This window comes from Nocardioides sp. S-1144 (assembly GCF_005954645.2).
GTDB lineage: Bacteria > Actinomycetota > Actinomycetes > Propionibacteriales > Nocardioidaceae > Nocardioides > Nocardioides dongxiaopingii.
Genome location: NZ_CP040695.2, coordinates 451,498 through 475,467 on the forward strand (window position 1 = coordinate 451,498; position 23,970 = coordinate 475,467).

The following is a 23,970-nucleotide window of genomic DNA, read 5'->3' on the forward strand; positions in this document are numbered from 1 at the left end:
CGGTCAGCACCTGCGACTACTATCCGCGGCATGGCAGGTAGCAAGGAAATCGAGAACCCCGGATCAAAGTTCGCGCAGGTGCTCGATGCGTCGGCTCGCCTGCCAGGCGTCCGCATCGATAGGGCTGCCTACCTTCGAACTGCCTTAAAGCGCTACTGCTCTGCGGAACAGATCCAGTTAGCGATTGCTCAGACCCCGACCGCTGCCGGGATCCCACAGAGCATCCTAGAAAAAGCGGCCAAGACCTCGATTCGTTTCGAGACAGCGAAGGTCACTGGGCTTTCGACCGCGGCGGGGATTCCTGGCGGATTCGCGATCGCGGGCACAGTGCCAGCTGACCTTGCCCAATATTTTGGGCACATCATTCGCATCACTCAGAAGCTCGCCTACATCTACAGTTGGCCCGACCTGTTCGCTGACGACGAGGAACTCGACGAGGCGACCGCAGGAGTCCTCACGCTTTTTATCGGAGTGATGTTCGGTGTTCAGTCGGCCCAGACCGGGATCACAAAGGTCTCGACCATGGTGGCCAGCCAAGTGGTCAAGAAGCTCCCGCAGAAGGCGCTGACGCAGGGGACCCTCTATCCCATAGTAAAGAAAGTCGCGAGTCTTCTAGGTGCCCGGATGACCAAGCAGATCTTCGCCAACGGCGTCGCTAAGTTCGTCCCCATTATCGGGGCAGTCGCCTCGGGTGGCTTGACACTCGCGACTTTCCGGCCGATGGCGAGACGGCTCGAGAAGCATCTCGCGAGTCTTGAACTCGCAGAGCCCCAGAGCGAGACGCATGCGCCGGGTCACCATCTCGCGCTCGAGGTCGGCGGCGAAGATCCGGATCCCGCAGAGTCGTGACGCTTGCCTCCCCTTCGTCTCTTAAACGGGGGTAACGCCGGTCGAGCTTGGGCCGCGGCCTATGCGGTGGTATGAGGTAGGCCTGTCCGCCCGGCGCGGCTGGCTTCTAAGCACGTACGTTCGTCGACGCGAGTCTGCTCTACACGACTACTGATCGCAGGCAGACGAGAGCATGGTCAAGCGCCTGCTCTCAGCGATCGAGCACGTGGAGGACAAGCAAGCGTCGCGGCCTTCGCGTCAGCTCAAGACGAGTGCCACCGCCTGACCTGACCGCCGTTCGTGGACGGAGGGTGAGGGGGCGCGCACGCAGCGAATGACCTTAATGGGTGGCTATCGTTCGCTCGAGGCGCGGACTGAACGCGACGGCGGCTGAGTCCCATCATCGGAAATCTCAGAGCAGTTTCACGAAGATTGGGAGCGCTGGGGTTCCAAGTCGGTCAAGGATGACTCTTGCGGGCGATACGCATTGATTGGAGTCCAAGTGGTTAGGTCAATACCAGAGAAGACATTTGAACATTGGGCGAGCATGTATGTAGCGCATCGCTTCCCGCTCGGCGGTCTTTGGTGGCCGACGACGGGCGAGGACATCCGAGTTGAGGACCTGGGCACTCTGCCCGGGAAGGCCCTACTCCTGGAAGCCAAGGTCCCAGAACTGCAAGCAAACGGTTCACATGTTGTGACCATCGATATTGCGCAGCTGCTCAAGTACGTCTCGTCCGTCGCGCCGGTGTACTACACATTCCCGGTGCCGCCTTGGACTGGCGATCTGGCGTCATCTTCTTGGCTCGGCATCGAACGCCGAGCGGATCTCGCGTACAAGCGGGCGGCTCATCGTTGGTTCGGTGCTTGGACTGTGGTCTGCACGGCCAGCGCTCTCCTGTCGCACGTCGCGCCAGCCGTGGGCCAGAAGCATGCAACTCTCAAGACCGTTCCCGCGAGCCACTGGCGATGGCAAGCGTTCTGGAAGCAGTTCCGCGACTGCGGGTCGGCCACGCTTCCGAGCGTGTTCCTTCTCGACGGACCGGTGCAGGATGCCACACGGGCGCGCTTGCGTCAGCGTCTCGAGCAACTGCGCCAGGCGCGCGACGAAGAACGGCAAGGACAGCGCAGTGCGTTCACCGAGTCCATGCGCGACCGACCGCGGTTCCTATACGTTCCGGATAGGAACTCCACGACCCCAGATCGATACGTGCTGGCCGAGGACGGAGATCTATCAGCCAACCTCGCGGATGTTGTGAGCAGCCAACAACCCGGCAGCACAGACTCTCAGGCGGAGCCGAACCACATCTCCGTTTGCCATGTGCCCTTTACGGTGCTCACGTAGTCCAGTAGCGGTGTAAAGACCGTCTTACGGTGTCAATCGGCGCAGCATGCGCGCGTGTACCGCGAAGGTTGGGCTGTGGCTACGACGTCGCCCCGGCCGGAGCAACACCTAGCGCGATGGGCGCACGCCTGGGCGGCTGCGGCGTCTCAGACCTACGAATTCATCGAATCAATCTCGATCCCGGATTCGCCGGCGAGCGAGCTCGGGTGCCGTGACGCGTTGACAATGGTCCTCGTGGACGCAGCGCGAAACGTCGTCCGCGGTGCAGAGCAGGCCGTTGACAGGGACAATGACCTTGTCCTGCGCTTCAACGAACGGCATCCCACGCTCAAGACATTGCGTGACCGCTTCGAGCACTACGAGGACTACGTCCGCGGCACCGGCGACGCTCAGCGCACTGGTAGGAGGCGTAACGGCGAGTTGCTCACGCTTGATGGCGCCGGAATCGAAGTCGCAGCATCCGAAGGCGGCGGTGCCGAAGGCCACCTCGTACGAATAGCCGTGGTCGAGCGCGACGCCGACGACCAGCCGACCGAGAGCGTTTATCAGGCACCCACTCGACAGATCGCTATCGCAGTGCGCCAGCTCGCGCGCGATCTCATCGCGGAGGTTGACTACTTGACGAACGTCATCTCAGTGCATGCGAGATCTGCACCGATCCTGAAGGCATCTGAGGTTCTCGAACGGGTCAGCCCGCCAAAGTCGATAATAGAAGCCGCAACATTGCCGATGTCTGCCTAGATGGCTGGTCGCGACAAGTTGGGCACTGGCCGCGGTGGACTAGCGATTGTCTATCGGCGCGGGTACCAGGACTCACTTCTTGACCTCTGACGACGTGCACCGTTGATCGAAGAGAGTCCATCCGACTATCAGGATTCGATAGGCCGCTGAGAACGCGTCCACGAGTCCGCTCACGTCTCATCCGGATGTCATCTGAGTCATGGGCAGCGGATACAGCGGGGCGCGTCCCAAGGCGATCTCGTCGTGCTCGCTCGGGTCATCGTCGTCCAGAGGAGTCCGTGAGCGCCCCCGCTCAATTGGCGCCACAGTGCTACACCACCGCTTTCTTGCTGGTGCGGATCGCTGAACACGGTCTTACCAGCTTCCTTGGCCACCCCGGTGTCTATGTCAGGGATGGCGCGGACCTCTTTCCGATCCCAGCACTCCTCCTATCGGACGATAGACCACGTCATTAGCGTGCGCGTGTGACTAGATCAAGTTCGTTCTCCGGCTTGGAATCCACTCGCGGAGTCGCAGGTGCATCTCTGCTGCGACATGAGTCGCCCGCCGACGCGTTAGGGTTAGCTCTGATGGAGCGAGCAGCCAAACTCCTCGCGACGCTCCCAGAAGCGCGCCGCGTATGGCGGTCGGGGAGCAATCGGAAAGACCTGTTCGGCCCTCAACGCTCCTACGCACGGGTTTGAGGTGCTGAGTCCCTGAGATCAGGGGGTGTCGCACCAGGTCATGCAACGATCGCCAATGTCCGTGCGGGTGCGCCAGGATCTCGGGCGAGGACGCGCTGCCTGGTTGTGGCTCCCCAAGACGGCGGAAGCGCTCTCGCCACCCCGTCGAGCCTCTCGTACATCCCCCGGAGATTCGCAACGCCGGCGCTTGGACGAGCATCTCCGGCTCGAAGGCACCGGTCACACAACTACCCCCAGTTTTCGTAGGATGGGCCATCAGACGCCGGTCGAGCGGTTGGCGGCGTCATGCGAACGCTGACCGGTACGGGGAAGTCCACGCCCATCAAGATCGCTTCGCCCGGGACGAGCCCCGGTAGCAGCCTGGTTGCCGAGTGATCCAGCTCCGCCGCCGCCTGCTCCACGCGTTGGCGGTCTCGCCCATCGGCGAGGCGGTGGACGATGGTCATGCCCACTTGGCTGAGAACTCCGACGGGTAGGTCGCCGGGCCGCTGCGTGGCAACGCACACGCTGAGGCCATACTTGCGCCCCTCCTTGGCGATGGCGTCGAATGCGTTCAGGCGAGTGTTAGCAAACTCGTCGCCGACGGTGACATCGAAAAACTGGTGTGCCTCATCAATCGCGACCACCAATGGAATGGTCCGGAACTCGTCGTTGCGAGCTCGCCCGAGCAATGCCTGCCCGATGATGTTGACGACGATCTCGCGCAGGTGGTTGGCGAAGGTCAGGTTTTTCAGCGATATGCGCAAGAGATGGGCGTCGGGATCAGCGAGCCACGACGCGATCTCAGCTAAGGCATCTGTGGTTCCCGACGGAGGGTCGATGACTCCCATTACCTCGGGGGTCTGAATGAGATCGTTGATGCGGCTCACCAGCGTGCTGACGTATCCGATCTGCTGATAGTCAAGGTCGCCATAACAGTCTGTCGCGGCACGAGACGTCGGCCAGACGCACTCCCACTGGATCTGCCTCGCAACTCCCCTCAGGGAGAACGGCGCGTGTGGATCCTCCATAGTTACGGTGTACGCACGCGCAGCGTGCCCATACTGAGCGATCGCGCGCCCCTTCTTCTGGATAGTTCCGTCAGCATCGAGGAGCGAGGTATGCGCGGGCTCCGCGTTCGGGTCGTTGGCGATCGCGTTCGCAAGCCGAAGGGACCGGACGGCGTCGCGCAGCTTGGGTAACTGGGTGCCGCTGGAGGGACTCAAGAATGCATTGCGGTCTGCCTCACGCATCATGTGATGCGGGATCCCGACCAGCACAGTCCCCCGCGGTTCGTCGGCGACCGAACCGAACGCGAGGTGGCGTGCCCGCGCATCAAGAGTGTGGTACTCACCAGTGGCGTCGATGACGATCATCTTGCCGCGGAGCTCGTCAACACTCTCGGCCAGACGAGCGAGAGTCCAACTCTTGCCGGAGCCCGTTGCACCGACGATGGCGAGGTGACGGCCGAAGAGTCGATGGAGCGGCACACTGACCTCAACCGAATCGTCGACAGAGAGCCGGCCAAGGATCACCGACGTGGCTTGATCACTGACACCACTCTGGAGTACGTCAAGAATCGCTTCGGTACTCGCGGCGTAGACGGGGTCGCCGACCTTGGGGTACTTCAGGACGCCGCGCGTCGCGGTTCCGTCCAGGTGAAGAGTGGAGAGGAGTTGGATCCGGCCCTCCACTGGAACACGCCGTTTTCCCTCGGTGAGTGCCTCGATGTTGCTGGTGGTAGCCCCGACGCGTAGCAGTCGACCGAAAGCGGCGGTCCCACCTACGTCGACAACCACAAACTCGCCGACCTCACCGCGGCCAAGGCGTTCGCCGAAATGAGACCGCGGCAACTTGGTGGCCGCACTGAAGGTGACGTCGGCGAAGAGGCCCTCAACCTGATAAACGAGCCCAATTTGTCGTTCTGGTGTGAAGGGGTGGAGCTTCACGTTGCTGCGCCGCCTCGCGGTCGCGAGACGCGCTCCATGTGCTCGTCACGCTCTTCTCGGGCGGGCGTCTCGGGTAGGTACTTAACCAATTCGTCGAAGGTGCCGGTGAACATGCTCAGGCGTCGGTCCCCTCGCCGGATCAGGTCCTCGATCCAAGCTATGGAGTCGCTGCGCCCCTCGGCACGTGCCCCGGGGGTAACGATGGTCGCACGGAGCCCGATGTTGCTACGCATAGCGGCCTCGATGGGGGCGTTGAGGTGGTCATCGTTAAAGCCGAATCCAACGACGATGAGGCCGACATCGGGCTGGCGCAGTGAAATTTGGAACCGCGACATGAACTCCAGGTAAGGCTGCCGGTAGGAGAGCTGGTACTTCGCCGCCGACGGATATATCAAGACCGGGTTCACAGGCTTCCCATCCCCCTTGCCGATGGTGTTGCCTGTGAAAGACCAATCGACCGATCCGTGCATCTTGAGCAGGTGGAAGACGCTCGGTTCGAGTGCGAGCTGCTCATGCGGGCGCCGACGCACGTAGTCAAGATCGAACGAGCTGCCGTCGAACTCATGACCGCCGTACCCAAATCCGTCGATGACGTTGAACCGCGCTCGTCGAGCGGCGGTCTCGAAGGCAAGGTCGTAATTAGTGGTGAACAACTGAGTACGTTGCAAACGCACCGAACGTCGGGCGACCTTGCGCAGAAACATCTCGTGTGCGCTGACGTCAGTGTCTTCCTCGACGAAGGAACAACGAGCCAGTACCACGCCCTCGGCTGCGGTAATGAATGCCTCGAGGTCAATGTCAGGAGCTACAGCGAACCGAGCCTGAGCGTCTGAGAGCACGTGCTCCAGGTTCCTGCTGGCGACTAATTCCGCGTTCAGCCGGCCGGTCACCACCCCAAACTCGGCCAACTGCGAGACGTCGTCCCACAACGCCCCCATGCTTGGGGCCCTCTTCGAGCCATCCCGCTGTCGTATCCCGAGCGAGGTACCCGACCCCGCTAGCACGACCAGGGTTTCTGCATCAAGGATGTTGCCGAGTTCCTCACTCAGCCCGGCCTCGGCAACTGCGGCCGCGGCTCGCTCGCCATCATTCGCGTTGGCACCAGCAGCGACTGCATGCCACTCACGGTTTGTGAACGAGGCAAGAGCCTCCAACGACGCGGGCGCGAAGCGTGCTGGATCTTCTCTGGCTGCGGCGGGCTCCTCAGGCTCGGCTCCTAGCGCGTCCATCTTACTCATCTTGCGAGGCTAATGCGACCGACGCCCACTCGCCGCAGAATCGGCGAACGGACTGTCGTACGAGCCACGCTCGGATTCCTCGTTGGCATCTAGGTCTGCTGAAGGTTTAATTGTCAACCTGACGGGACCTATGGGTGAGTGACAACCAGATCTTCAGCGGTCCCTAGCCTCACACCGGCATGTGAGTGCGCTCGAGCGCGCCGAATAGACGCTGCCGAGGGCAGCCAATCAACACGCGCGACAGCGCACTCACGCCGGCCGCGCTGAATCCACCCCGCGGGACTTACCCACGTCCCACGTCCTAGTCAGACATCCGGGTGAGGTAGACGCGGGCGTCGGTCCACCGCACGTACCGATTGAGGGAGAAGAGGTCGACCGACGAGGCTGACTGAGGCTTCAAAGTGACGCTTCCCCAGAGTTCGCCGACGTTCTGCTCGCCGTCGAAGACATCGACGGTCACGATGACCTTGTGGTAGCCGCCGGTCGGGTTCTTAACGGTGACCGATCCGTGGAACGTCGAATCGGATCTGCCGTCGATTCCAGGTCGCGGAAGTCAGGGTCGGCGCCTGTGACTCCTTTGCCGTCGCCAATCACGGCAGACGTCGGCCAGAGCAGGTCGCGGTCGGTCCACCCGGGCCCACCCGACATACACCGCTGCCACCAAGGTCAGAACCAGTAGGACCTTCCGCGTCCTTCTCAAGCGCGCGATCACTTGACAACCTTCAGCCGTCGGATTGGTGGGCATCTCCCGACCGCCGGGGCATGCACTGGCGATTTACCAAAGTCACGCACCGCCGCATGCGACGGCTCCCAGGCACACACCGGAGCGGTCTCGACCTGGCCAGACCAGACGAAGGCTGACGTGGATTCGAACCAGCGCCCCCTCTGGGAGAGGGAGTTGCTGCAAGTCCGCGACGGGTGCTGTTGGCCGCGGCCACAGAGGCGGGATTAACCCCGCTCGGCCGCCTCATGGGTGGTTTCTCCGACTTTGTGTAGGTCAAAGCCCAAACCGCCAAGCGTCGTCAATCATGTCGGTCCCGCGACAGCGCACCGGCCCGTGGGCCAGGGCTGTTACACAATAGCGTTCCCCGTAGAAGTCTTCTGGGGACATGCCCCACCTAGTACGCAAAGACGTCTTCGATACCGCGTCGCTGAAGCTCTACCCAAACAGGTAGGAACGAATAGGCATTTTCGACCGCTTGCAAGACGCCCTTGTCCAAGCACTGCGCTCGGAGTTGTGAGTACAGCTCGGATAGATAGACCACATCTGACACGGCATAACTCATTTGCTCCGCGGTCAAGACGCCAGTAGTCCAACTGGACTGTTGCTGCCCCTTGTCGATGTCGACCCCAAGTGTGGCCTTCAGAAGTGGTTTCAGGCTATGCGTCGCATGCTCAGCGCTGGGGTTTAGGACTTTGGAGGCAATCTTAGTGCACGCGAGATTGCGCGGCTTACAATCCCATTGCTGCGCCATGAAGCGAATATCGAACGGAGCGTGGTGAAAGATTTTCCTAACACCGTCGTCTGCCAAGAGGTCACATAGTCCCTGAGGATGGTCGTCATCCCCCAGCACGACGACAGCCACACTGTCGCCAATCGCAAGCTGGCATGTCCCGATCTGTCCATTGCGCCAGTCCAGGCCAGAGGTCTCAATGTCCCATCCGACCAGCTCGCTAGCCCGCGCCAGGTCGCACAGGTCGGGCGATAGATCGCCGTGCAGAATTTGTACGTTAGTCATGACGGGCACGCTACTTGCCCCCTCCGACAGTCTTCGTCGCAGGAGAGCTAGCGGCACCCGCCTGGTTCGTCGTGCCCAGAGGCGACGTGAGCGGTCCCGACTGCTGAGTTCCTCCGGTCGGCTTCGCCTGGAACGGCTTAACCAAATTGCTCTGATCCTTTATGGATTCAATCTCCTCCGAAACGAAGTCCCAAACAGCGCCGCGGTCAACAACCAGAGTCGGCACCTTGTGTCGTTTCTGCTGATGTGAATTAAAGGCGATTATCGCCGTGTCATCAAGGCGGTAACAGCTGAAGACAAAATAGTTCTTTCTAACATAAATCTCGACCGTTCCCGTAGAATTATTCCCAAGTTGCGAGAACTCCTTAACCGCTTCTGCGATCTTAGGCTGCAGTCCCTCGTAGGTCATGCCAAAACCCGCAGCGATTGTCTCCACGGTAGGGCGATGGTCCGGATCGGGGAGAAAGACTCGCAGCTGACTGTTCTTCTTTGCGACTAAGTGTTCAAGCGCTTCGTAGTGAGTTCCCCGCCAAGTGCCAGCATACGAAACAACTATGTCCATTTTTGTTGCACCCCGGATAAGGCGATCCCACTCGACATCCTTGAGATACTCGCGGGAGAGCTTGGACAGACCGCTTACGGCCACCTCCTCACGCAAATTCACCGCTGCCAGCATCTCCCTCATAAATGCCCTGCGCCCGAGGAGTTCCCAAGCAGCGCTCAGCACGGCCGCGGCAACCAGGACACCACCCAGGTTCGTCGCCACGGACGCTGCCCAACCGGGCAGCTTCCCCCAGGTCCCTAACGCCAATGCCAGTGCGCCAAGCACGATGATCCCGAGCGCAGCAACTAGGACGCGCCCGTCAGTTTCTTCAGTCTCACTTCGTCCCTAACGAATAGCCATGCGCAAAAACTACTAGGAATCCGCGTTTCGCACCGGTCATCTCGCGCCAACGTTGTGACCCGCCCCAGCCTCGGACCACTACCTCTTCGCCACTCATCTCTTACCGTCCGTGACACACGACGAAGGTGGAGGACGCGGCATGAAGCCGGTCTAGAGCCAAGAAGTTACGTCCGGCGGGCGAACAGGTATCCCTGCCGGGTCTTCTCGAAGCCTCGTATCGGCTCTCGGGGCGCTCCGAACCCTCGCCCAAGACAACCTCGACGCCAACGCACTCGAGGCAAACGACAGACCTCGACAGACCCTCAATTTGGCCACCATCACACGCACTAGCCAAGGTGTTGCGATGACCGGCTGGGCCCGCAGGCATGTCTAGACGTCCCGCAATGCGAACCGCGGAGGGTCACCCCGCCGTGCTCGCGGCCGGGAACGGCCGAGTTCCGCTGAGGTGTCGGACGCCGGGACAGCTGGACCGGTAGTGGAGTCGACAGGAGATCACTCCTCAGCCGAAAGGTCCGTGCCGACGATAACGAGGTGCGGCCGGCGCGCGAGCGGCCGCTTGACCGTTCCGTCCCGCCAGCGCTCTGAAGTCGTCCGGCACCATCGAGCAGCCAGAACGAACCGACGAGGAACTCGAGGACGCAACCTAGGACGAGGACATGACGGTGCGCACGGCCGCCATCGACGTTGGGCGTACCCGTGGTGCGGCTTGTACGCGCCGCGGGCAGAGTGGCCGCACGCGCTCTGTTGACTACGCGTCATAGTGGGCGGAAAGCCCCGCCTGTCTCGCGTGATGGCGCGTCTTGGTTGGCTACTCCGTAGGGCGCGAGTGGACCGGTGTAGAGGTTCAGGTGGACGCCTGCGAGTCGCCGTACCCGGACGTCGCAGTGTTGGGTCAGACGCTCCAACCGGAATCACGCGCGGCGCCCCCATTGGCCTGCCTGCCCGCCTGTTTGCCGAGTGATCTGGGGGCCAGGGGCACTCTTGCACGCCGTCTCGCTCGGTCCACCTCAACGAGGCGGCGTCCGTCGGCCCTGAGCGCAGCCCCTCCCGCCCCGGTGACCGCACGGCTCCCCCCAGGGTGTGAGAGGGAGCCGCGCGGCCCGGTCAGCGGACGACGCGAATGACCTTCGACGTCGTCGCCCGCGGCAGGTTCTGGTCGCCGAGGTAAGCGACGGTGAGCTTCTTGCGGCCCACCCGCTGGAACGCCGGCAGCCTGACGACGGCACGCCCGTCGACGAGCTGGACCGTGCGGGAACCGAGCCCGCCGCCGGAGATCCGGACCTTGCCGGTGGCGGTGACGCCGGCGGGGTTGGTCACGAGGACCACCATCCGCACCCTGGTCTTCTTCACCACCGCCGTGCGGGGAGCGGTGGCCTTGACGGCCGCCTTGCCCTTGACGACGCGCAGCGTGCCGGTGGCCGAACCCGGCTCGACCGCAGCGTCGCCGGCGTAGCTGACCACGACCGGGTACGGCGCCACCCGCGGCTTGCGGAACAGCTTCGGCACCGCGACCTTGACGGTTCCCGTGGCGCCGAGCGTCGCCGCGGGCAGGGCGCTGCCGTCGATGGTCACGGTGACCTTGCCGGTCGGGGTCACGCCCGCAGCCGCGACGGTCACGGCGAGGGTGGTGGCCTTGCCGAACTGCACCGTCGGGCTGCTCACGGTCACGGTCGGTGCGACCGGCTGCTGCGCCGGCTCCGGGCACGTCAGCGTGCCGGCGCGGAGCGAGAAGCCGTCGGTGTCGCCGTCGTCGGTCCACACGACGTCCTGGAAGCCGTCGGTGCAGGTCGACGCCGGGGCGATCGCCATGCCCTCGTTGTTGAGGTTGGGCATGCCGGACGGCCGGGCGTAGGAGTGCTCGACCGCGAAGTCGCCGTCGACGACGCGCAGGAGGTTGTAGGCGCCCGCGCAGGTGTCGTCGCACAGGGCCCACAGGGCCTGCCGGTCGGCGTCGTAGGTAACGTCCATCGAGTTCGGGAGGCCGGACGACTCCACCTTCACCTCGACCGGGCTCCCGCCCAGCGGGAGTGAGAAGAAGTGCAGCATCCCGGTGGCCTCGACCGCGGTGACGAACAGGCCCGGGGTCGGCTGGGTCGCGGCACGGTACGCCGTGCCGCCGACCTCCCAGCCGGCAGCGACCAGGAACTCGTCCGGCACGTAGGTGACGCCCTCGAGACCGAGGTTGGTGCCGGTGACGACCTTGTCGTTGACGTCCCACTCGTGCGTGGCGACCAGCTCCGTGGTCGCCGCGGTGACCGAGCCGACGTCGAAGCGGGCGATCTTGTTGTAGGAGACGCCGCTGTTGGTGTTGTCGCGCTCGGACGTCAGGTAGATCGCGCCGTCGGGGCCGACCGTGACGCCCTCGGCGTCCAGCTCGCCCGCGCCGTTCGTGAAGCGCAGGGGCTTGCCGCCGCTCCACTCGGGGAACGTCTCGTACAGGTCGCCGACCTGGTGCATCTTGAACAGCCGGCCCTTGTTCATCGCGAGCCACAGCACCGACGGGTCGGCGGGGTCGAAGGCGGCGCCGGACACGTCGCCCTCGTCGTTGTTGTCGGTGTCGGTGAAGGCGTCGACGGCGTCGACCGTGGCCACGGTGCTGCCGCCCGGCCACGTCTCGGTGGCCAGCTGCGGGCAGGCGTTCGCGGCACCCCAGGTCGCGGTGGGCGTCTCGACGTAGGTGACGTCGCCGAACAGCTCGCAGCGGCTGTACGAGGCGATGCCGTCCTCGAACCAGGTGTGGCCGACCGCGGTCGAGCCCGCGGTGTCGCGGAGCGTCAGCGAGTCCGCGCTGTCCAGGCCGACGACGCCCTCGGCGAGGTGGTAGCCGCCGGCGGCCAGCACGGTGGCGGCCGGGACAGTGTGCACGACGGTGTCGGTCGAGTCCAGCAGCTGCCAGCCGGAGATGTCGACCGGCTCGGTGCCGGTGTTGAGCAGCTCGGCCTTGGCGGCGGTGTTGGACACCTCGTTGAGCACGACGGGGGAGTCGAGACGACGCGACTTCGTCGCGCACGATGCGGTGTTGTCGCGGCCGAAGCTGTTCACGGTGACGCGCCAGAACTCGTCGGAGCCCTCAGGGCAGGCCGCGAACGCGACCGAGTCGGACTCGTAGCTGTCCGAGACCCCCGCGTCGCCGTCGCCGTACGACGCCTCGTCGACGAGCTGACGCACGGCGGGCTCGGCGCCCGGGCCGTAGACCTTGACCGAGTCACCCTCGCCGGAGAGGCCCTTGGTCGAGGAGAACGCGACGTGGCCGCCGGCGGGGATCACGAAGTCGGTGGCCGGCTCGAGGCTGTCGCCGTCCCAGACCCTGAGGTCGGCGAGCAGCAGCGGCTCCGCGCCGGAGGCGGCGCCGCTGTCGGTCTGGTGCCAGCCCTCGATGCTGACGGCGGCGGCACCGGTGTTGACGAGCTCGACGGCGTCTCCGAACCCGGGGTTGCCGGCGTCGTCGTCGTTCAGCGAGGCGATCTCGTTGATCTCGACGTCGTCCCAGCGCGGGTCGAGGGGCGGAGCCTCGCTTCCGCCACCGGGGAAGGTGTTGATCGCCCCCGGCGTCTGGTCGGCGCCGTTCCTCCACAGGCCGGTGCCCGAGGTCACCCGCGACCACGTGTTGGCGTGCTCGTCGGGCAGCAGGCCCTTGAACGTCGTCGCGACCAGCGTGCCGTCGGGCCGGAAGAGGAACACCCAGTCGGTCTTGCTGAGCCCGAAGCCGGACTTGGTGCCGTTGCTCGCCGGCAGGTAGGTGAAGCCGGCCGGGATCTCGGAGTCGTGCAGCTCGGTCTCGACGGCGAGGTAGCCGGCGGCCGGGATGATGGCGGTGGCGCCCCCGAGGGTGACCCGGTCGGCAGGCGTGGGGGCGGCGGCGCCGTCGGTGACGTACCAGCCGGTGAGGTCGATCGGCGCGGAGCCGCCGTTGTGGATCTCGACGTAGTCGTGGAGGCCCGGGGCGCTCGTGCTGGCGCCGTCGCTGAACACCTCGTTGAGGGTCACCTGGGCCTCGGCGGTGCTGGCCAGCACGTTGGGGCCGCCGGGGGTCGGAGCGGTCGTCACCGCGAGGTCACCCGTCGCGTCCGGCGAACGGCCCCAGCTGGGGGTGCGGTGCGTCGTCCAGGCGTGGGAGTCGATCGTGGTCAGCCCGTCGGGCGAGACCAGGTGCGCCTCGTCGGCGGCGCCCAGCCCGAACGACTTGGGACCCGCGGACGGGGAGTCGGTGTAGACCACGACGTAGCCCTGGGGCGGGATCTTCCCGTCGAGCGGGACGTCGTCCTCGACGAGCGGCTTGTTGTCCTTGAGGTGGTAGCCGGTCAGGTCGATCGTCGTGCTGCTCCGGTTGTGGAGCTCGATGAAGTCACCCCCGGCGAAGCCGTTGGAGCTGACCTCGTTGATGACGACGTTGCCGACCGCGCCGGCGGGGTCGTCGGCCGAGGCGGTCGCGGGGACGGCCAGCACCGCGCCCAGCGGGAGGACCAACAGGGCGGCCAGCGCGCCGCTCAGCGCACGACGGGGCTCAGGGAGCACAGGGATTCCTAGGGTTCTGGCCAGGTTCGGGAACCCCGGCGCCGATGCGTACCCGCGAATCCAAGAGCAGCCAGCCGTACGGAGCGTGAATGGCGCTCCACCGGGAGGCGTCCGGCAGGCGAGAGGTGCCGCCCCGGCTGCCGGACGCCTCCGCGGAGGTCGTCGTCCTGGTCGACCGCGAGCTCGTCGCGGGCTCGCTACCCGGCCGTCGTCAGGACCGGCCGCGCTCGTTCCTCGCGTCCGTCAGGCTCTGCATCCCGGGCTCCGGCGGGCCCCCGCGCCCGGGGACCTCGGCGCCCTCGCCGACGTGCACGCTGGCGGTGAAGGCGAGCATCGTGTCCTCGGTCCACCCCGTGTCGTCGGGGTACTGCAGGCGCACGGCGCCCTCGGGCTCGCCCGCGGCCGTCCGGGTGGAGATCGTGGTGTAGCCGGAGTCGCCGGTGATCCAGAACGTCCGCCCGTCCACCTCGACCTGTCGCCCGCCGGCCGGGCGCGCCTCGAACATGATCACGAGCTTGCCCTCGAAGTCGTCGGGGTGGTCGGAGACGGAACCGTCGTCCGGCGCGATCGTGACGCCGAAGGCGTTCTGACCCTGCACCGACCAGCCCTGCGGCGTCAGGTCGAAGGTGTAGGGGGTGGCGTCGAGCTCGGCGGCCACGAGCTGGACGCCGCCCGCCGTGCTCGGCGTGCCCGGTGCGCCCGGTGCGCCCGGCGACGGCGTGTCGCTGCTGCCGGCCGAGGGCCCCGAGGGAGTGTCCTGCCCGGTGACGGCGACCGTCGTCCCGACCCCGACGATGGCCAGCACCGCCAGGCCGGACAGCCCGACGCGGACCCGCTGACGAGTACGGGCGGTGCGCGCGGTGCGGGCCCGGGCCAGGTCGTCGGCCGGGTCGGGCGCGGATCCGCCGGTGGCGGCGGCGAGGCTCAGGGCTCGCTTCAGGTCGTGCTCGGTCATGGGGTGTCCTCCAGGATCAGGTGGTGGTCGGTGGTGTCGAGGTGGGCCCTCAGGTGAGCGAGGGCCCGGGCGTTCTGCGACTTCACGGTGCCGGCGCTGCAGCCGAGGATCCGGGCGGTCTCGGCGACGTCGAGGTCGAGCCAGTGCCGCAGCACCACGACCGCGCGCTGCCGCGGACCGAGCGACGACAGCGCCGCCAGCATCACCTCCCTCAGCTCGAGGTCGGTGCCGGCGGACACGGGGTCGCTCGGCAGCGCCTCCGCGGGCTCGGCCATCGTCGACTCGCGTCGTCGGTGCGCTCGCTTGGCCTCGTCGATGAAGTGGTGGGTCAGGGTCCTCCGGGCGTAGGCCAGTGGGCTGTCGGCGCGTCGAACCCGGGACCACGCCAGGTAGAGCTTGGTCAGCGTCGTCTGCACCAGGTCCTCGGCGCTGGCCTCCTCGCCGGCACACAGCAGCGACGCCGTCCGCATGAGGTCCCGTCGGTGCGCACGGGTGAACTCCACGAACTCGGCTGATCGGTCGTCGTCTCTCACGTTGTCTCCTCTCACCCACCTGACCGGTGCGGGCACCGGTTCGGTTGCACGGGGCTCTGTCGCCCACCCCCTTTGACGGTCGAGTCGAACATGTGTTCGACTGGGGCATGGAGACCGGGTTCGTGGATCGAGAGTGGATGCGGGGCTACCAGGACGGCCGGTCGCTGTGCCTGAAGCACGGCGTCGAGGCGGAGCTGCCGACCGTGCCCGCCGTCAGCCCCGCCTACGAGTCGGGGTTCTCCTGGGCCGTCTTCGACTGGGCGGACGCCAACGGGCTGCCGCAGACGGACCGCTCCCACCGAGGCGCCTGACGCCGTGGCGGCAGCCGGCGCGAGCGTGCGCCACCCGGCCCGGGCGGGCGGCCGCACACCCACCCGCTCGACTACTGCGGCAGCCGGTAGAACGTGGCGTCGGTGGCGAGGGCGGCCCGGGGGATCTCGATGCCCGTGACGGCCTCGACCATCGCCAGTCCGACCGCGCAGGGTCCCGGGCTCTCGCCGGCGGCTTGCGGCCACAGGCCGTGCACGACCGGGGGCAGGCCGAGGTCGTCCATCGAGTCGGCGTCGTCGTCCTCCTCGGCGTGCAGCAGCTCGACCGACCGGGCCGGCGCTCCGTCGGTGGTCCACACGAACGAGTCGTCGCCGTTGACGTTCCAGAATGCGCTGGCCGCCCGACCGCCACCGGCGAGTCGCTCCAGCACGTCGGGGATCGAGCCCAGGAACCCGTTCGGCTCGAACGCGACCACCCCGCCCGGGACCGCCAGGACCGTGACGCCCTCGCCGTGGGCCGTGTCGAAGTCGATCTCCGTCGAGGTGTCGGCGCCGAACCGGGCCAGCGCCTCCTGGGCCGAGATGTCGAGGACGACGGTCACGCAGGTGGCGACGTCCAGTCCGTCGTGGTTGATCCAGGAGTACTTGGTCGCGTCGATCACCCGGCCATGGTCCCAGCAGTGCGCGCCGACCAGTCGAGGATGGCCCGTTCGGGCCAGGTGGGGGAGTCCGATCGGGGGATGGTGCACCCGCCCCGCGGGCGGGCATGATCGGCGACGCGGAACCGTCATCATCGGGTGAAGCCTCACTCGCTTGGACGGCCTGCCCAGCTTCGGACGACCGGGACCCGAGACCCGGCCGGACGATCGCGGAGCCCCGGAGACAGCGTCTCCGGGGTTCTTCGCGTCCTGGCTGGAAGCACCCGTGACGAGGCACGTCCGGTGGCCTGCTGCGGACGCACCGCGACCCCGTGACAGGGACGGCCCCCGACCTGCTGCGTCGCAGGTCGGGGGCCGTCGGGTGGCGGGTCAGCCGCGCAGGACGCGCACCCTCACGATCCGGGTGACCGTGCGGTCGCCCACCCGCAGCGTGACCTCGACCCGGTGCGTGCCGACCTCGGCCGCCGCGCCGACGCGGAGCACGAAGGCCAGCCGCCGGGTGGCGCCCGCCCGCACGGCAGCCGGGTTCACGACCCGCTTGCCGGTCGCGCGCAGCGCCCGGGCCGGGGCGATCCGCACCGTCGGCCGCAGCGCGGTCGCGGTCTGGTTGCCCAGGCGGAACGGCATGCTCATCCTGTCGCCGCGCTCGACCCGGACGACCTTCTTCGTCGCCTTGAACACGACGGCGCCGCGCGGTCCCTGCGGACCCTGCGGACCCTGGGGGCCGGCGGGACCCTGGGGACCCTGCGGACCGGTCGCGCCCGGCGTGCCGGACTCGCCACCGGGACCCTGGGGTCCGGTCGGTCCGGTCGGCCCGGTCGGTCCGGTCGGGCCGTCCTCGCCCGGCTCGCCGGGCGCGCCCTGGAGCGGGCCCGAGCTGAGCCCGGTCAGCGGGACCTCGAAGCCGCCCTCGGGCGTGTTGGCCGTGAGCACCAGCTCCGCCGTCGAGGTCACCTCCGCCGCGGAGGGGGCGAAGCGCACCAGCACCTCGCACGAGGCGCCGGGCGCGATGTCGACGCCGGCGCACTGCTCGCCGGCGACGACGAACTCGCCCGCGGGGCTGGACCCGGTCGCGGTGATGGCGACGTCGCTGACCCGCAGGGGCCGGTCGCCGGTGTTGGTCACCGTCACCGGCTGGCCGGCACCGGTGGTGCCCACCGGCTGGGTCGGGAACACCGGGGCGGGGGCGTCGATGCGCGAGCCGGGGCCCTGGTAGGCCACGACCTGCACCGTCCGCGTGCCCGTGACCGGTGCCGCCGAGGCCTCGTCGGTGTACTCCCGCATCGAGTCGTTGGTGACGCTCAGCGTCACCTCGCCCGTGCGCAGGCCCGTCAGCTGACGGGTCTCCGGGTCGAGGATGGCGACCTTCTTGCCGGCCCGGGCGGCCGCGACGGCGGCGTCCCCGGAGCCGATCGCCAGCCCGGCGTCACCGGACCAGTCGACCGACATCGGGTAGGCCAGCGGGACGACCCGGCTGCCCGCGACGACGCCGGACGGCTGCACGACGTGCCCGCCGACGGTGGCGGCGCGGCTGACCTCGAGGGTCTCGGGCGCGTCGACCACGACCTCCTGGGCGAAGGCCCGGACGTCGGCGGTGAGCCACTGCTCGCGCGCCGAGGCGTCGCGGTCGACGCTCCAGTCGAGCCAGCCGGTGAAGCCGCCCCGGTCGGGGGTGCCGTAGGGCGCCTTGCCCGAGCTGGGCAGCACGACGTACGAGACGCCCTCGACCCGCTCCACGTGCGTGATCTGGGCGTGCGAGCCCACCATCGTGACGCCCTTGTCGCTCTCGACGCTGAAGTCCGAGAGGAGCTTCTCGACGAGGCGGACCTCCAGGCGATCGGTCAGCTGGCTCGAGTCGGTCTCGGCGGGGTCCTCGACCGGGTGGTGGGCGAAGACCATGACGTTGCTGACGTCCGGGTCGTCGACCGCGGTGGCCAGCGCCTCCTGCAGCATCGGGAGCTGGTCCCAGTCGGAGCCGCGCAGCGACCCGAGGGCGCTGTTGAGCAGCACGAACCGGGTGCCCTTGTGGTCGAAGGTGCGGTACGGCTGGCCGAACTCGGCCTCCCAGGCCGCCAGCGTGGACTGCACGTTGCCGACGCCGTAGGACTCGTGGTTGCCCGGCACGTAGTAGCAGGGGACGGTGTCGGACGCCGGGTCGGGCGTGCTCTCGGCGTCGGGCTCCTCGCCCAGCCCGACCAGGTCGCAGCCGCCGGCCTCCAGGGTCTCGCGCGCCAGGTCGACGTCCTCGGCGAGGCCGCGGTCGATGATGTCGCCGTTGAGCACGATCAGGTCGGGCTCCTGCGCGCGGATCCGCGCCAGGGCGGCGACGGCCACCTTGGTCAGCTCGGGCTGGGCCGCGGTGAACTGCACGTCGGAGAGGGTCGCGAAGTTCCAGTCCTGCTCGTCGTCGACGTGGCCGTCGGCCGAGAACAGCGGGTCGGAGCGCAGCGACTCCTGCGCGGGCAGCTCGATCTCCGAGGGCACGTCGGCCTCGATGCCGCCGAACACGAACGCGCCGGCCTGCTGCTGGTCGACCGCGGTGTTGATGCCCTGGAAGGAGTTGAAGCGGATCGGGTAGGTCACCGTCGAGGGGATCGTGAAGGTGACGTACTGCCACTGGTCGGAGGCCACCAGGCCGGTGCCGTACAGGCCGGCCGACTTGCCGGCGGCGTCCCAGAAGCCGGCGTAGGTGAGGCCCGCGGGCACCGCGACGCTCGACTTCATCTTTACGCGGACCCGCAGCGGCTGGCCGGGGATCTCGACCCACCGCGCCGGCACGCCGGCAGCGGTGATGCCCTTGTTGCGGGTGGCGCTGAACTGCAGCTGCACGCCCTCGGGGTCCTTGCTGATGGCGACCGTGGCGCCGGCCGAGCTGTTGCTCGTCCAGCGGCCGGTGCCGGCGGCCTCGTCGTCGAAGGCGTAGGGGCGCACGGTCTGCACTCCGACGGTGATCGGCAGCTTGACGCTCTGGCCGCCGGCGCTGAGCACCAGCACGGTGCCGCCGTCGGTGAGCGGGGTGATCCGGAGGCCGGTGCCCGAGGGCGTGACCCGGACGATGCGGCGGTCGTAGTCGAGGTCGAGGTCGACCGCCTCGACGGGCGCGGCGAAGCCCTGGGCGTCCCGGCCGGTGACCCGCAGCTGGACGGCGTTGGCCGCGACCGGGTCGGTGATGGCGATCCGGTTGGTCGACAGCTCCAGCGTGCGCAGCGGTCGCAGCACCCGGACCCGGGCGATGCCCTGGCTGCCGTCGGCGTTGCCCTTGACGGTGATCGTGCCGGCGGCGCCCGCGGGGGCCGCGAGGAGGCCGCCGTCGACGGTGCCGGCCGACGTGCTCCACCGGACGTCGCCGCGCGCCAGCGGCACCGGCGTCATGTGGTCGTCGATGCCCTTGGCCGTCAGCGTGCGGTGCAGGCCGGGGAAGACGGCGGCGTCGTCGGTGCCGGGGGTGATCACCAGCTCCTCGGCGCGACCGTTGCCCGGTGCGACGAAGACGCCGACGCCGTTGGGGTCGAGCCGCTCCGTGCCGTCGGAGGGCCGGTTGCGCACCGTGGTCGCGGTCTCGCCGAGGGGCCGGGCCACCATGGTCGTGGACCCGCCGCCGTCGAGGTTCCACGCGGTCTCGGCGCCCTGGCTGACCATGAAGGCGGCCAGCTCGCGCATGGTCATGCCGTTGACCGGCGACTGCCGGCCGTCGTTGGTGACCAGGAGCATCGTCCGGCCGCCGTCCTTGAAGCCGATGACGGTGCGGGGGTGCACGTCGTTGTCCAGCTCGGAGTCCGGCCGCGCGACGCCGTCGCGCACGAGCTCACGGTTGGAGCCGATGACGAACTCCATCTGCTCGGCGATGTCGTCGCGCAGGTCGTAGCCGAGGCTGACGGCGTCGCCGGCGACCAGGGTGCGGATCGCGGCGGCGCCGGCCTCCCGGCCCACCAGCACGAACGCGCCCTCGGGGATCGCGCCGGCACCGGCGGCGGCGGGGTCCACCGACACGACCTTGCCGTCCTGCACGAGCACCGAGGCGACGTCGGTGGCGCCGCTGACCCCGATCGCCCGGTTGTAGGTGCCCCAGGTGGGGGTGAAGGCGATGATCGCGTCGGCCGGCGAGCCGGCGAGGGTGTTGGCGGCGTTGAGCGAGGCGACGGCGTGGTCGACGCCGCCGAAGGTCGCCTTGGCGTCCAGCGTCATGTCGACCGCGCGGCCGATGCCGTCCTGGCCGACCCCGACGTGACCCCAGGTGCCGTGGTCCGAGGACTTGAGCAGCTCGCCGTCCTTGACGGCGGCACCGAGCGGGGCGCCGGAGTTGCTGATGTCGAAGAAGTCGCCGTTGACGCCGGCGACGGCGCCGGCCTCGTCGGCCTTCCTCGAGATCGCGTTGCGGTCGGTCACGTGCTCGCCGGAGAGCAGGTCGCTGGTCACCGCCGGGTTGGCGAGGTCGACCGAGAGGATCCGCTGGTCGTACCAGCCCTGGGGCGTGACGGACGTCAGGCTGCGCAGCGTGATGCCCGGGCCGACGGCCTCGGTCTCGTCGACGAGCGAGAGGGAGCCGGCGGTGGGGGCCGGGTCGTCCGCGGCGGCGCTGGCCGGGACGGCGGCCGCGACGGCCGGCGCCGCCGGCGCGATGCCGAGGACTCCCACCGCGAGGGCCGAGACGGCGAGCGCGGAGATCGAGGACCGGAGCGCGGAGCGGTCCGGTCGAGGGCGGGGCAGGGTCATTCGTCACCTCGTGGGCGTGGTTCACGACGCCGCGGTCGCGGCACGGGTGGATTCACGCAGTGCTGCGCCACCGGCCGACGTCCCTGCCGCTGTCCGGAGGTAAACGCTCGATGAAGGAACCGCTCGTGGGTCGGTCTGGTCCACGGGGACGCGCCATGCCGGGGAGGGCACAATCGGCGGATGGACCTCTCACCACGGGGCGTGCGCGCGACCGCCGGGTCCCTACGCGCGGGCGACGGCACCGTGCTCCACCACGCGTGGACCACGGAGGGCGTCGTCGCCGCGCCCACCAGCACCGGCGCGCAGCTGCTCCACCTGTCCGTGGCCCTCTGCGTCCTGAACGACACCTACCGCGAGGCCGAGCGGCTCGGCGTCGAGGTGGCCGGGATCGTGGTCGAGGCCGACGGCGACTTCGACCCCGAGTGGCACTCGAGTGGCATCACCTACGCCGTCACCCTCGACTCGTCGGCGCCGGCGGAGGACCTGGCTCGCCTCGCCTCCGCGGTCGACGTGGTGGCCGAGATCCCCCGAGCCGTCCGGGCCGGCGCGTCGGTCCGCGGGGCCTGGTCGTCGTGACGGCAGCCGCGGGGGGACGCCGCAGCGCGTCCCACCGTCGCGCCGGAGCCGCTCCTCCGGTCACACCTCGCCCACCCCGGGCGTCAGGAGTGGGAGAACCGTCGACACGAACGAGGAGCCGAGATGGCCGCCAAGAAGGACCCGACCGCCGAGGTGCTGGACACCATCGCCGCGATGACCGAGCGCGACCGCGCGGTCGCCGAGCGGCTGCACGAGGTGATCACGACCGCGGCGCCCGAGCTGAGTCCGCGGCTCTGGTACAAGCAGCCGGCCTATGCCCTGGGCGGTCCGAAGGGCAAGGTGCTCTGCTTCTTCCGGGGCGCCGACGTCGACGGGGAGCGCTACCTGTCGTTCGGCTTCTCGGGCGAGGCCCGGCTCGACGACGGCGGTCTGTGGCCCACGGCGTACGCCGTCACCGAGGTCACCGACGCCGTGGCCGAGCGGATCACCGGCCTGGTGCAGGACGCGGTCTCCGGGACGCGGTAGGTGCGGTCGTCGCCGGCGACACCACCGGGGCGGCTGCGCGGGAGACCCTCGGTGGGCCAGGCAGCGCTCAGGCGGTGCCGGGTCGCCGGCGCACGACGCGCCGCCGCAGCGTGGGGGAGGCGACCACCTCGTAGCCGGCGTCGAGGAAGACCTGCAGCAGGCCGACCGACGCCTCGTCCCAGATCACGCTCTTGCCCGGCGGTGGGTCGATGGGATAGCCCTCCAGCACCTGGGCGCCGACCTGCCGGCCGTGCTCGACGGTGGCGGCGGCGAGCTCGTAGGTGAGCCCCGACTTGCGCCATCCCTTCCGCACCACGAAGCAGGTCACCGACCAGACGCCGGCGAGGTCGGGGTCCATCCGCATCCACGGCTGCTTGCGGCTCCACAGCCGGGGGTAGTTCTCGCGCTGCTCGACCGCCACCCAGCCGGCCGGATCGCCGTCGACGTAGCCGATCAGCCCGGACGTCGGGCCGTCGGTGCCGCAGGCGGTCTGCTCGACCTGGGCGGCGTCGCGCTGCTCCTGGTTGGTGTCGCGCCAGATCCAGCCCGGCACCTTCATGGCCTGGCACCGGCACTTGCGCGCACCACCGGTCGCGAAGACCGCCTCGACGTCCTCGGGGGTCGCGCGGTTCGCCGGGAGCCAGGTGAACTCGGGCATGCGGTGACTCTAGGACCGCGCGCCGGTGCTCGCACCTGCCTCGGGCGAGCGGGCGGCCGATGAGAACCGGTCGGTGCGCTGGTCGGACCGGCATGGACGAGCGACGAACCAGGGTGGTGTGCTCCGTCTCGATCGCCGTCCACCGGCGCCGGGACCGATGAGCGCGCCGGTCGCGAAGTCGCAGGGACCGCGGTGTCGTACCGGGCTCCTGCTGTTCGTGGCGTGAGTGGTGGCGGACGCCAGGTCCGCCCGACGAAGGGAAGCAAGCGATGGCTCAGTACCTCATCTACTTCAACCAGCAGTGGGTCGGCGACCACGAGGAGGCGTGGTTCCACAGCCGCGTGGAACCGTCCACGGCCGTCGTCCGGGCGATGCAGGACGAGGGTGTCCTGGTCTTCGCCGGGGGACTGGTCGAGGAGCTCGAGGAGGCGGCGAGCGCGGACGCCACGAGCGGCGAGGTGGTCGTCACCGACGGGCCCTTCGCCGAGACCAAGGAGTGGCTCGGCGGGTTGACCATCATCGACGTGCCCGACGACGAGACCGCCCGCGCGTGGGCGGGCCGGGTGGCGGAGGGGTGCGGCTGGCCGCAGGAAGTGCGCCGCTTCAAGGCGGGCTCGCTCCAGGCGGTCGCGCTCGGGGGGTGAGGTCGGTCGGGCCGGTCCGGGCTCGATCACCGACCCGACCGGCGCGGGGTGCTCACCCGGGCAGGCGCCGGGCCTGACCGTCGTCGTCGGTCCGGGTCCACTCGCCGACGAGCTCGCGGCGCAGCACCTGCTCGATGCTGTCGAGGTCCTGCTGGGCGCCCGGTCGCCGCAGGAAGAGCGCCCACCCGGCCACGGCCAGGCCCGCGCCCAGGGCGACGGCGACGACGCCGTCGCGCGGGACGACGGCGAGCATGGACAGCCCGCCCGCGACCAGGAGCCAGCCGACCCAGGCGCCCTTGGTCCTGATGGTCACGTCGGCCTCGTCGTCCCCGCGCAGCACGGCGGTGCCGAGGGTCGCGACCATGGCCTTGCCCGCGCCCATCGAGGCGTGGTCCTTGACCTCGAACGTCGTCCGGTTGCGTCGCCGGAAGGTCCGGTTCTCCCCGAGGGGCCAGGACGGCCGGGCGTGGGTGGCGTTGTCGAAGGCCAGGAGGCGGGCGGCCTCCCCGGGCTGCAGGGTGACGGTGAAGCGGCGCCGGGGCACGGGCCCAGTCTC

General features: G+C 68.4%; 19 protein-coding genes. 7 read left to right on the forward strand and 12 right to left on the reverse strand.

The genetic code is table 11. From position 1 onward, the window contains the following. Window positions 1-30 precede the first annotated feature (30 nt). The 3 genes from FE634_RS02225 to FE634_RS02235 all read left to right on the forward strand — a co-directional run bounded on the left by FE634_RS02225 (window position 31) and on the right by FE634_RS02235 (window position 2,914). Window positions 31-849: a hypothetical protein gene (locus FE634_RS02225; protein WP_187366804.1), complete on the forward strand. Its 819-nt coding sequence runs from the start codon at window positions 31-33 to the stop codon at window positions 847-849. Between the two features lie 526 nt (window positions 850-1,375). Then, window positions 1,376-2,173: a hypothetical protein gene (locus tag FE634_RS02230; RefSeq protein WP_138874959.1), complete on the forward strand. Its 798-nt coding sequence runs from the start codon at window positions 1,376-1,378 to the stop codon at window positions 2,171-2,173. Between the two features lie 234 nt (window positions 2,174-2,407). Beyond that, window positions 2,408-2,914 (forward strand): hypothetical protein, encoded by a 507-nt coding sequence (locus FE634_RS02235; protein WP_138874960.1) that lies wholly within the window; start codon window positions 2,408-2,410, stop codon window positions 2,912-2,914. Between the two features lie 910 nt (window positions 2,915-3,824). Here the strand turns inward: FE634_RS02235 and FE634_RS02240 are convergent. The 8 genes from FE634_RS02240 to FE634_RS02270 form a co-directional block, all read right to left on the reverse strand. After that, window positions 3,825-5,525 carry an ATP-binding protein gene (locus FE634_RS02240; protein WP_138874961.1) on the reverse strand — a complete coding sequence of 567 codons (1,701 nt, stop codon included), beginning with the start codon at window positions 5,523-5,525 and terminating at the stop codon, window positions 3,825-3,827. After that, window positions 5,522-6,763, reverse strand: coding sequence for an SIR2 family protein (locus FE634_RS02245; RefSeq protein ID WP_148240307.1), 1,242 nt, complete (start codon window positions 6,761-6,763; stop codon window positions 5,522-5,524). Before FE634_RS02245 ends, FE634_RS02240 begins: the two co-directional genes overlap by 4 nt. A gap of 301 nt (window positions 6,764-7,064) precedes the next feature. After that, window positions 7,065-7,223, reverse strand: a complete 159-nt coding sequence (locus FE634_RS20895) for a hypothetical protein (protein ID WP_187366805.1) — start codon at window positions 7,221-7,223, stop codon at window positions 7,065-7,067. A 658-nt stretch (window positions 7,224-7,881) separates the two neighbouring features. Beyond that, window positions 7,882-8,502, reverse strand: coding sequence for a ribonuclease D (locus FE634_RS02250; RefSeq protein ID WP_138874963.1), 621 nt, complete (start codon window positions 8,500-8,502; stop codon window positions 7,882-7,884). Window positions 8,503-8,512: 10 nt separating this feature from the next. Further along, window positions 8,513-9,268: a hypothetical protein gene (locus tag FE634_RS02255; RefSeq protein ID WP_138874964.1), complete on the reverse strand. Its 756-nt coding sequence runs from the start codon at window positions 9,266-9,268 to the stop codon at window positions 8,513-8,515. A 1,242-nt stretch (window positions 9,269-10,510) separates the two neighbouring features. Next, on the reverse strand, window positions 10,511-13,921 hold the full coding sequence (locus FE634_RS02260; RefSeq protein ID WP_148240308.1) for a lamin tail domain-containing protein: 3,411 nt from the start codon (window positions 13,919-13,921) through the stop codon (window positions 10,511-10,513). Between the two features lie 211 nt (window positions 13,922-14,132). After that, window positions 14,133-14,876, reverse strand: coding sequence for a hypothetical protein (locus FE634_RS02265; RefSeq protein ID WP_138874968.1), 744 nt, complete (start codon window positions 14,874-14,876; stop codon window positions 14,133-14,135). After that, window positions 14,873-15,409: a SigE family RNA polymerase sigma factor gene (locus tag FE634_RS02270; protein WP_148240309.1), complete on the reverse strand. Its 537-nt coding sequence runs from the start codon at window positions 15,407-15,409 to the stop codon at window positions 14,873-14,875. Before FE634_RS02270 ends, FE634_RS02265 begins: the two co-directional genes overlap by 4 nt. A gap of 92 nt (window positions 15,410-15,501) precedes the next feature. Here FE634_RS02270 and FE634_RS02275 point away from each other — a divergent pair, with 92 nt between their 5' ends. Beyond that, window positions 15,502-15,720: a hypothetical protein gene (locus tag FE634_RS02275; RefSeq protein ID WP_138874969.1), complete on the forward strand. Its 219-nt coding sequence runs from the start codon at window positions 15,502-15,504 to the stop codon at window positions 15,718-15,720. 71 nt (window positions 15,721-15,791) lie between these two features. Here FE634_RS02275 and FE634_RS02280 read toward each other — a convergent pair whose 3' ends face one another. Both FE634_RS02280 and FE634_RS02285 read right to left on the reverse strand, forming a co-directional pair. Further along, a complete protein-coding gene (locus FE634_RS02280) occupies window positions 15,792-16,340 on the reverse strand; it encodes a DUF6461 domain-containing protein (RefSeq protein ID WP_138874970.1) in 549 nt (182 codons plus the stop codon). Between the two features lie 366 nt (window positions 16,341-16,706). Then, window positions 16,707-21,050 carry a phosphodiester glycosidase family protein gene (locus tag FE634_RS02285; protein ID WP_138874971.1) on the reverse strand — a complete coding sequence of 1,448 codons (4,344 nt, stop codon included), beginning with the start codon at window positions 21,048-21,050 and terminating at the stop codon, window positions 16,707-16,709. Between the two features lie 180 nt (window positions 21,051-21,230). Here FE634_RS02285 and FE634_RS02290 point away from each other — a divergent pair, with 180 nt between their 5' ends. Further along, a complete protein-coding gene (locus tag FE634_RS02290; RefSeq protein ID WP_137294968.1) occupies window positions 21,231-21,626 on the forward strand; it encodes an OsmC family protein in 396 nt (131 codons plus the stop codon). Between the two features lie 123 nt (window positions 21,627-21,749). Next, complete coding sequence (locus FE634_RS02295) at window positions 21,750-22,112, forward strand: DUF1801 domain-containing protein (RefSeq protein ID WP_148240310.1); 363 nt, start codon at window positions 21,750-21,752, stop codon at window positions 22,110-22,112. A 67-nt stretch (window positions 22,113-22,179) separates the two neighbouring features. On the opposite strand, the gene FE634_RS02300 is transcribed toward FE634_RS02295, so the two are convergent. Further along, entirely contained in the window at window positions 22,180-22,770 is a 591-nt protein-coding gene (locus FE634_RS02300; RefSeq protein ID WP_137294966.1) for a GNAT family N-acetyltransferase, read from the reverse strand. Window positions 22,771-23,039: 269 nt separating this feature from the next. Here FE634_RS02300 and FE634_RS02305 point away from each other — a divergent pair, with 269 nt between their 5' ends. Further along, window positions 23,040-23,414 (forward strand): YciI family protein, encoded by a 375-nt coding sequence (locus FE634_RS02305; RefSeq protein ID WP_137294965.1) that lies wholly within the window; start codon window positions 23,040-23,042, stop codon window positions 23,412-23,414. Between the two features lie 52 nt (window positions 23,415-23,466). On the opposite strand, the gene FE634_RS02310 is transcribed toward FE634_RS02305, so the two are convergent. Next, window positions 23,467-23,958: a hypothetical protein gene (locus FE634_RS02310; RefSeq protein ID WP_138874972.1), complete on the reverse strand. Its 492-nt coding sequence runs from the start codon at window positions 23,956-23,958 to the stop codon at window positions 23,467-23,469. Window positions 23,959-23,970: the final 12 nt, after the last annotated feature.

Excerpts from the sequence above, each read along its gene's own strand:
- FE634_RS02295 (WP_148240310.1), top strand. The coding sequence starts at position 21,750 with ATGGCCGCCAAGAAGGACCCGACCGCCGAGGTGCTGGACACCATCGCC.
- FE634_RS02225 (WP_187366804.1), top strand. The coding sequence starts at position 31 with ATGGCAGGTAGCAAGGAAATCGAGAACCCCGGATCAAAGTTCGCGCAG.
- FE634_RS02230 (WP_138874959.1), top strand. The coding sequence starts at position 1,376 with ATGTATGTAGCGCATCGCTTCCCGCTCGGCGGTCTTTGGTGGCCGACG.
- FE634_RS02245 (WP_148240307.1), bottom strand. The coding sequence starts at position 6,763 with ATGAGTAAGATGGACGCGCTAGGAGCCGAGCCTGAGGAGCCCGCCGCA.
- FE634_RS02250 (WP_138874963.1), bottom strand. The coding sequence starts at position 8,502 with ATGACTAACGTACAAATTCTGCACGGCGATCTATCGCCCGACCTGTGC.
- FE634_RS02285 (WP_138874971.1), bottom strand. The coding sequence starts at position 21,050 with ATGACCCTGCCCCGCCCTCGACCGGACCGCTCCGCGCTCCGGTCCTCG.
- FE634_RS02305 (WP_137294965.1), top strand. The coding sequence starts at position 23,040 with ATGGCTCAGTACCTCATCTACTTCAACCAGCAGTGGGTCGGCGACCAC.
- FE634_RS02265 (WP_138874968.1), bottom strand. The coding sequence starts at position 14,876 with ATGACCGAGCACGACCTGAAGCGAGCCCTGAGCCTCGCCGCCGCCACC.
- FE634_RS02290 (WP_137294968.1), top strand. The coding sequence starts at position 21,231 with ATGGACCTCTCACCACGGGGCGTGCGCGCGACCGCCGGGTCCCTACGC.
- FE634_RS02300 (WP_137294966.1), bottom strand. The coding sequence starts at position 22,770 with ATGCCCGAGTTCACCTGGCTCCCGGCGAACCGCGCGACCCCCGAGGAC.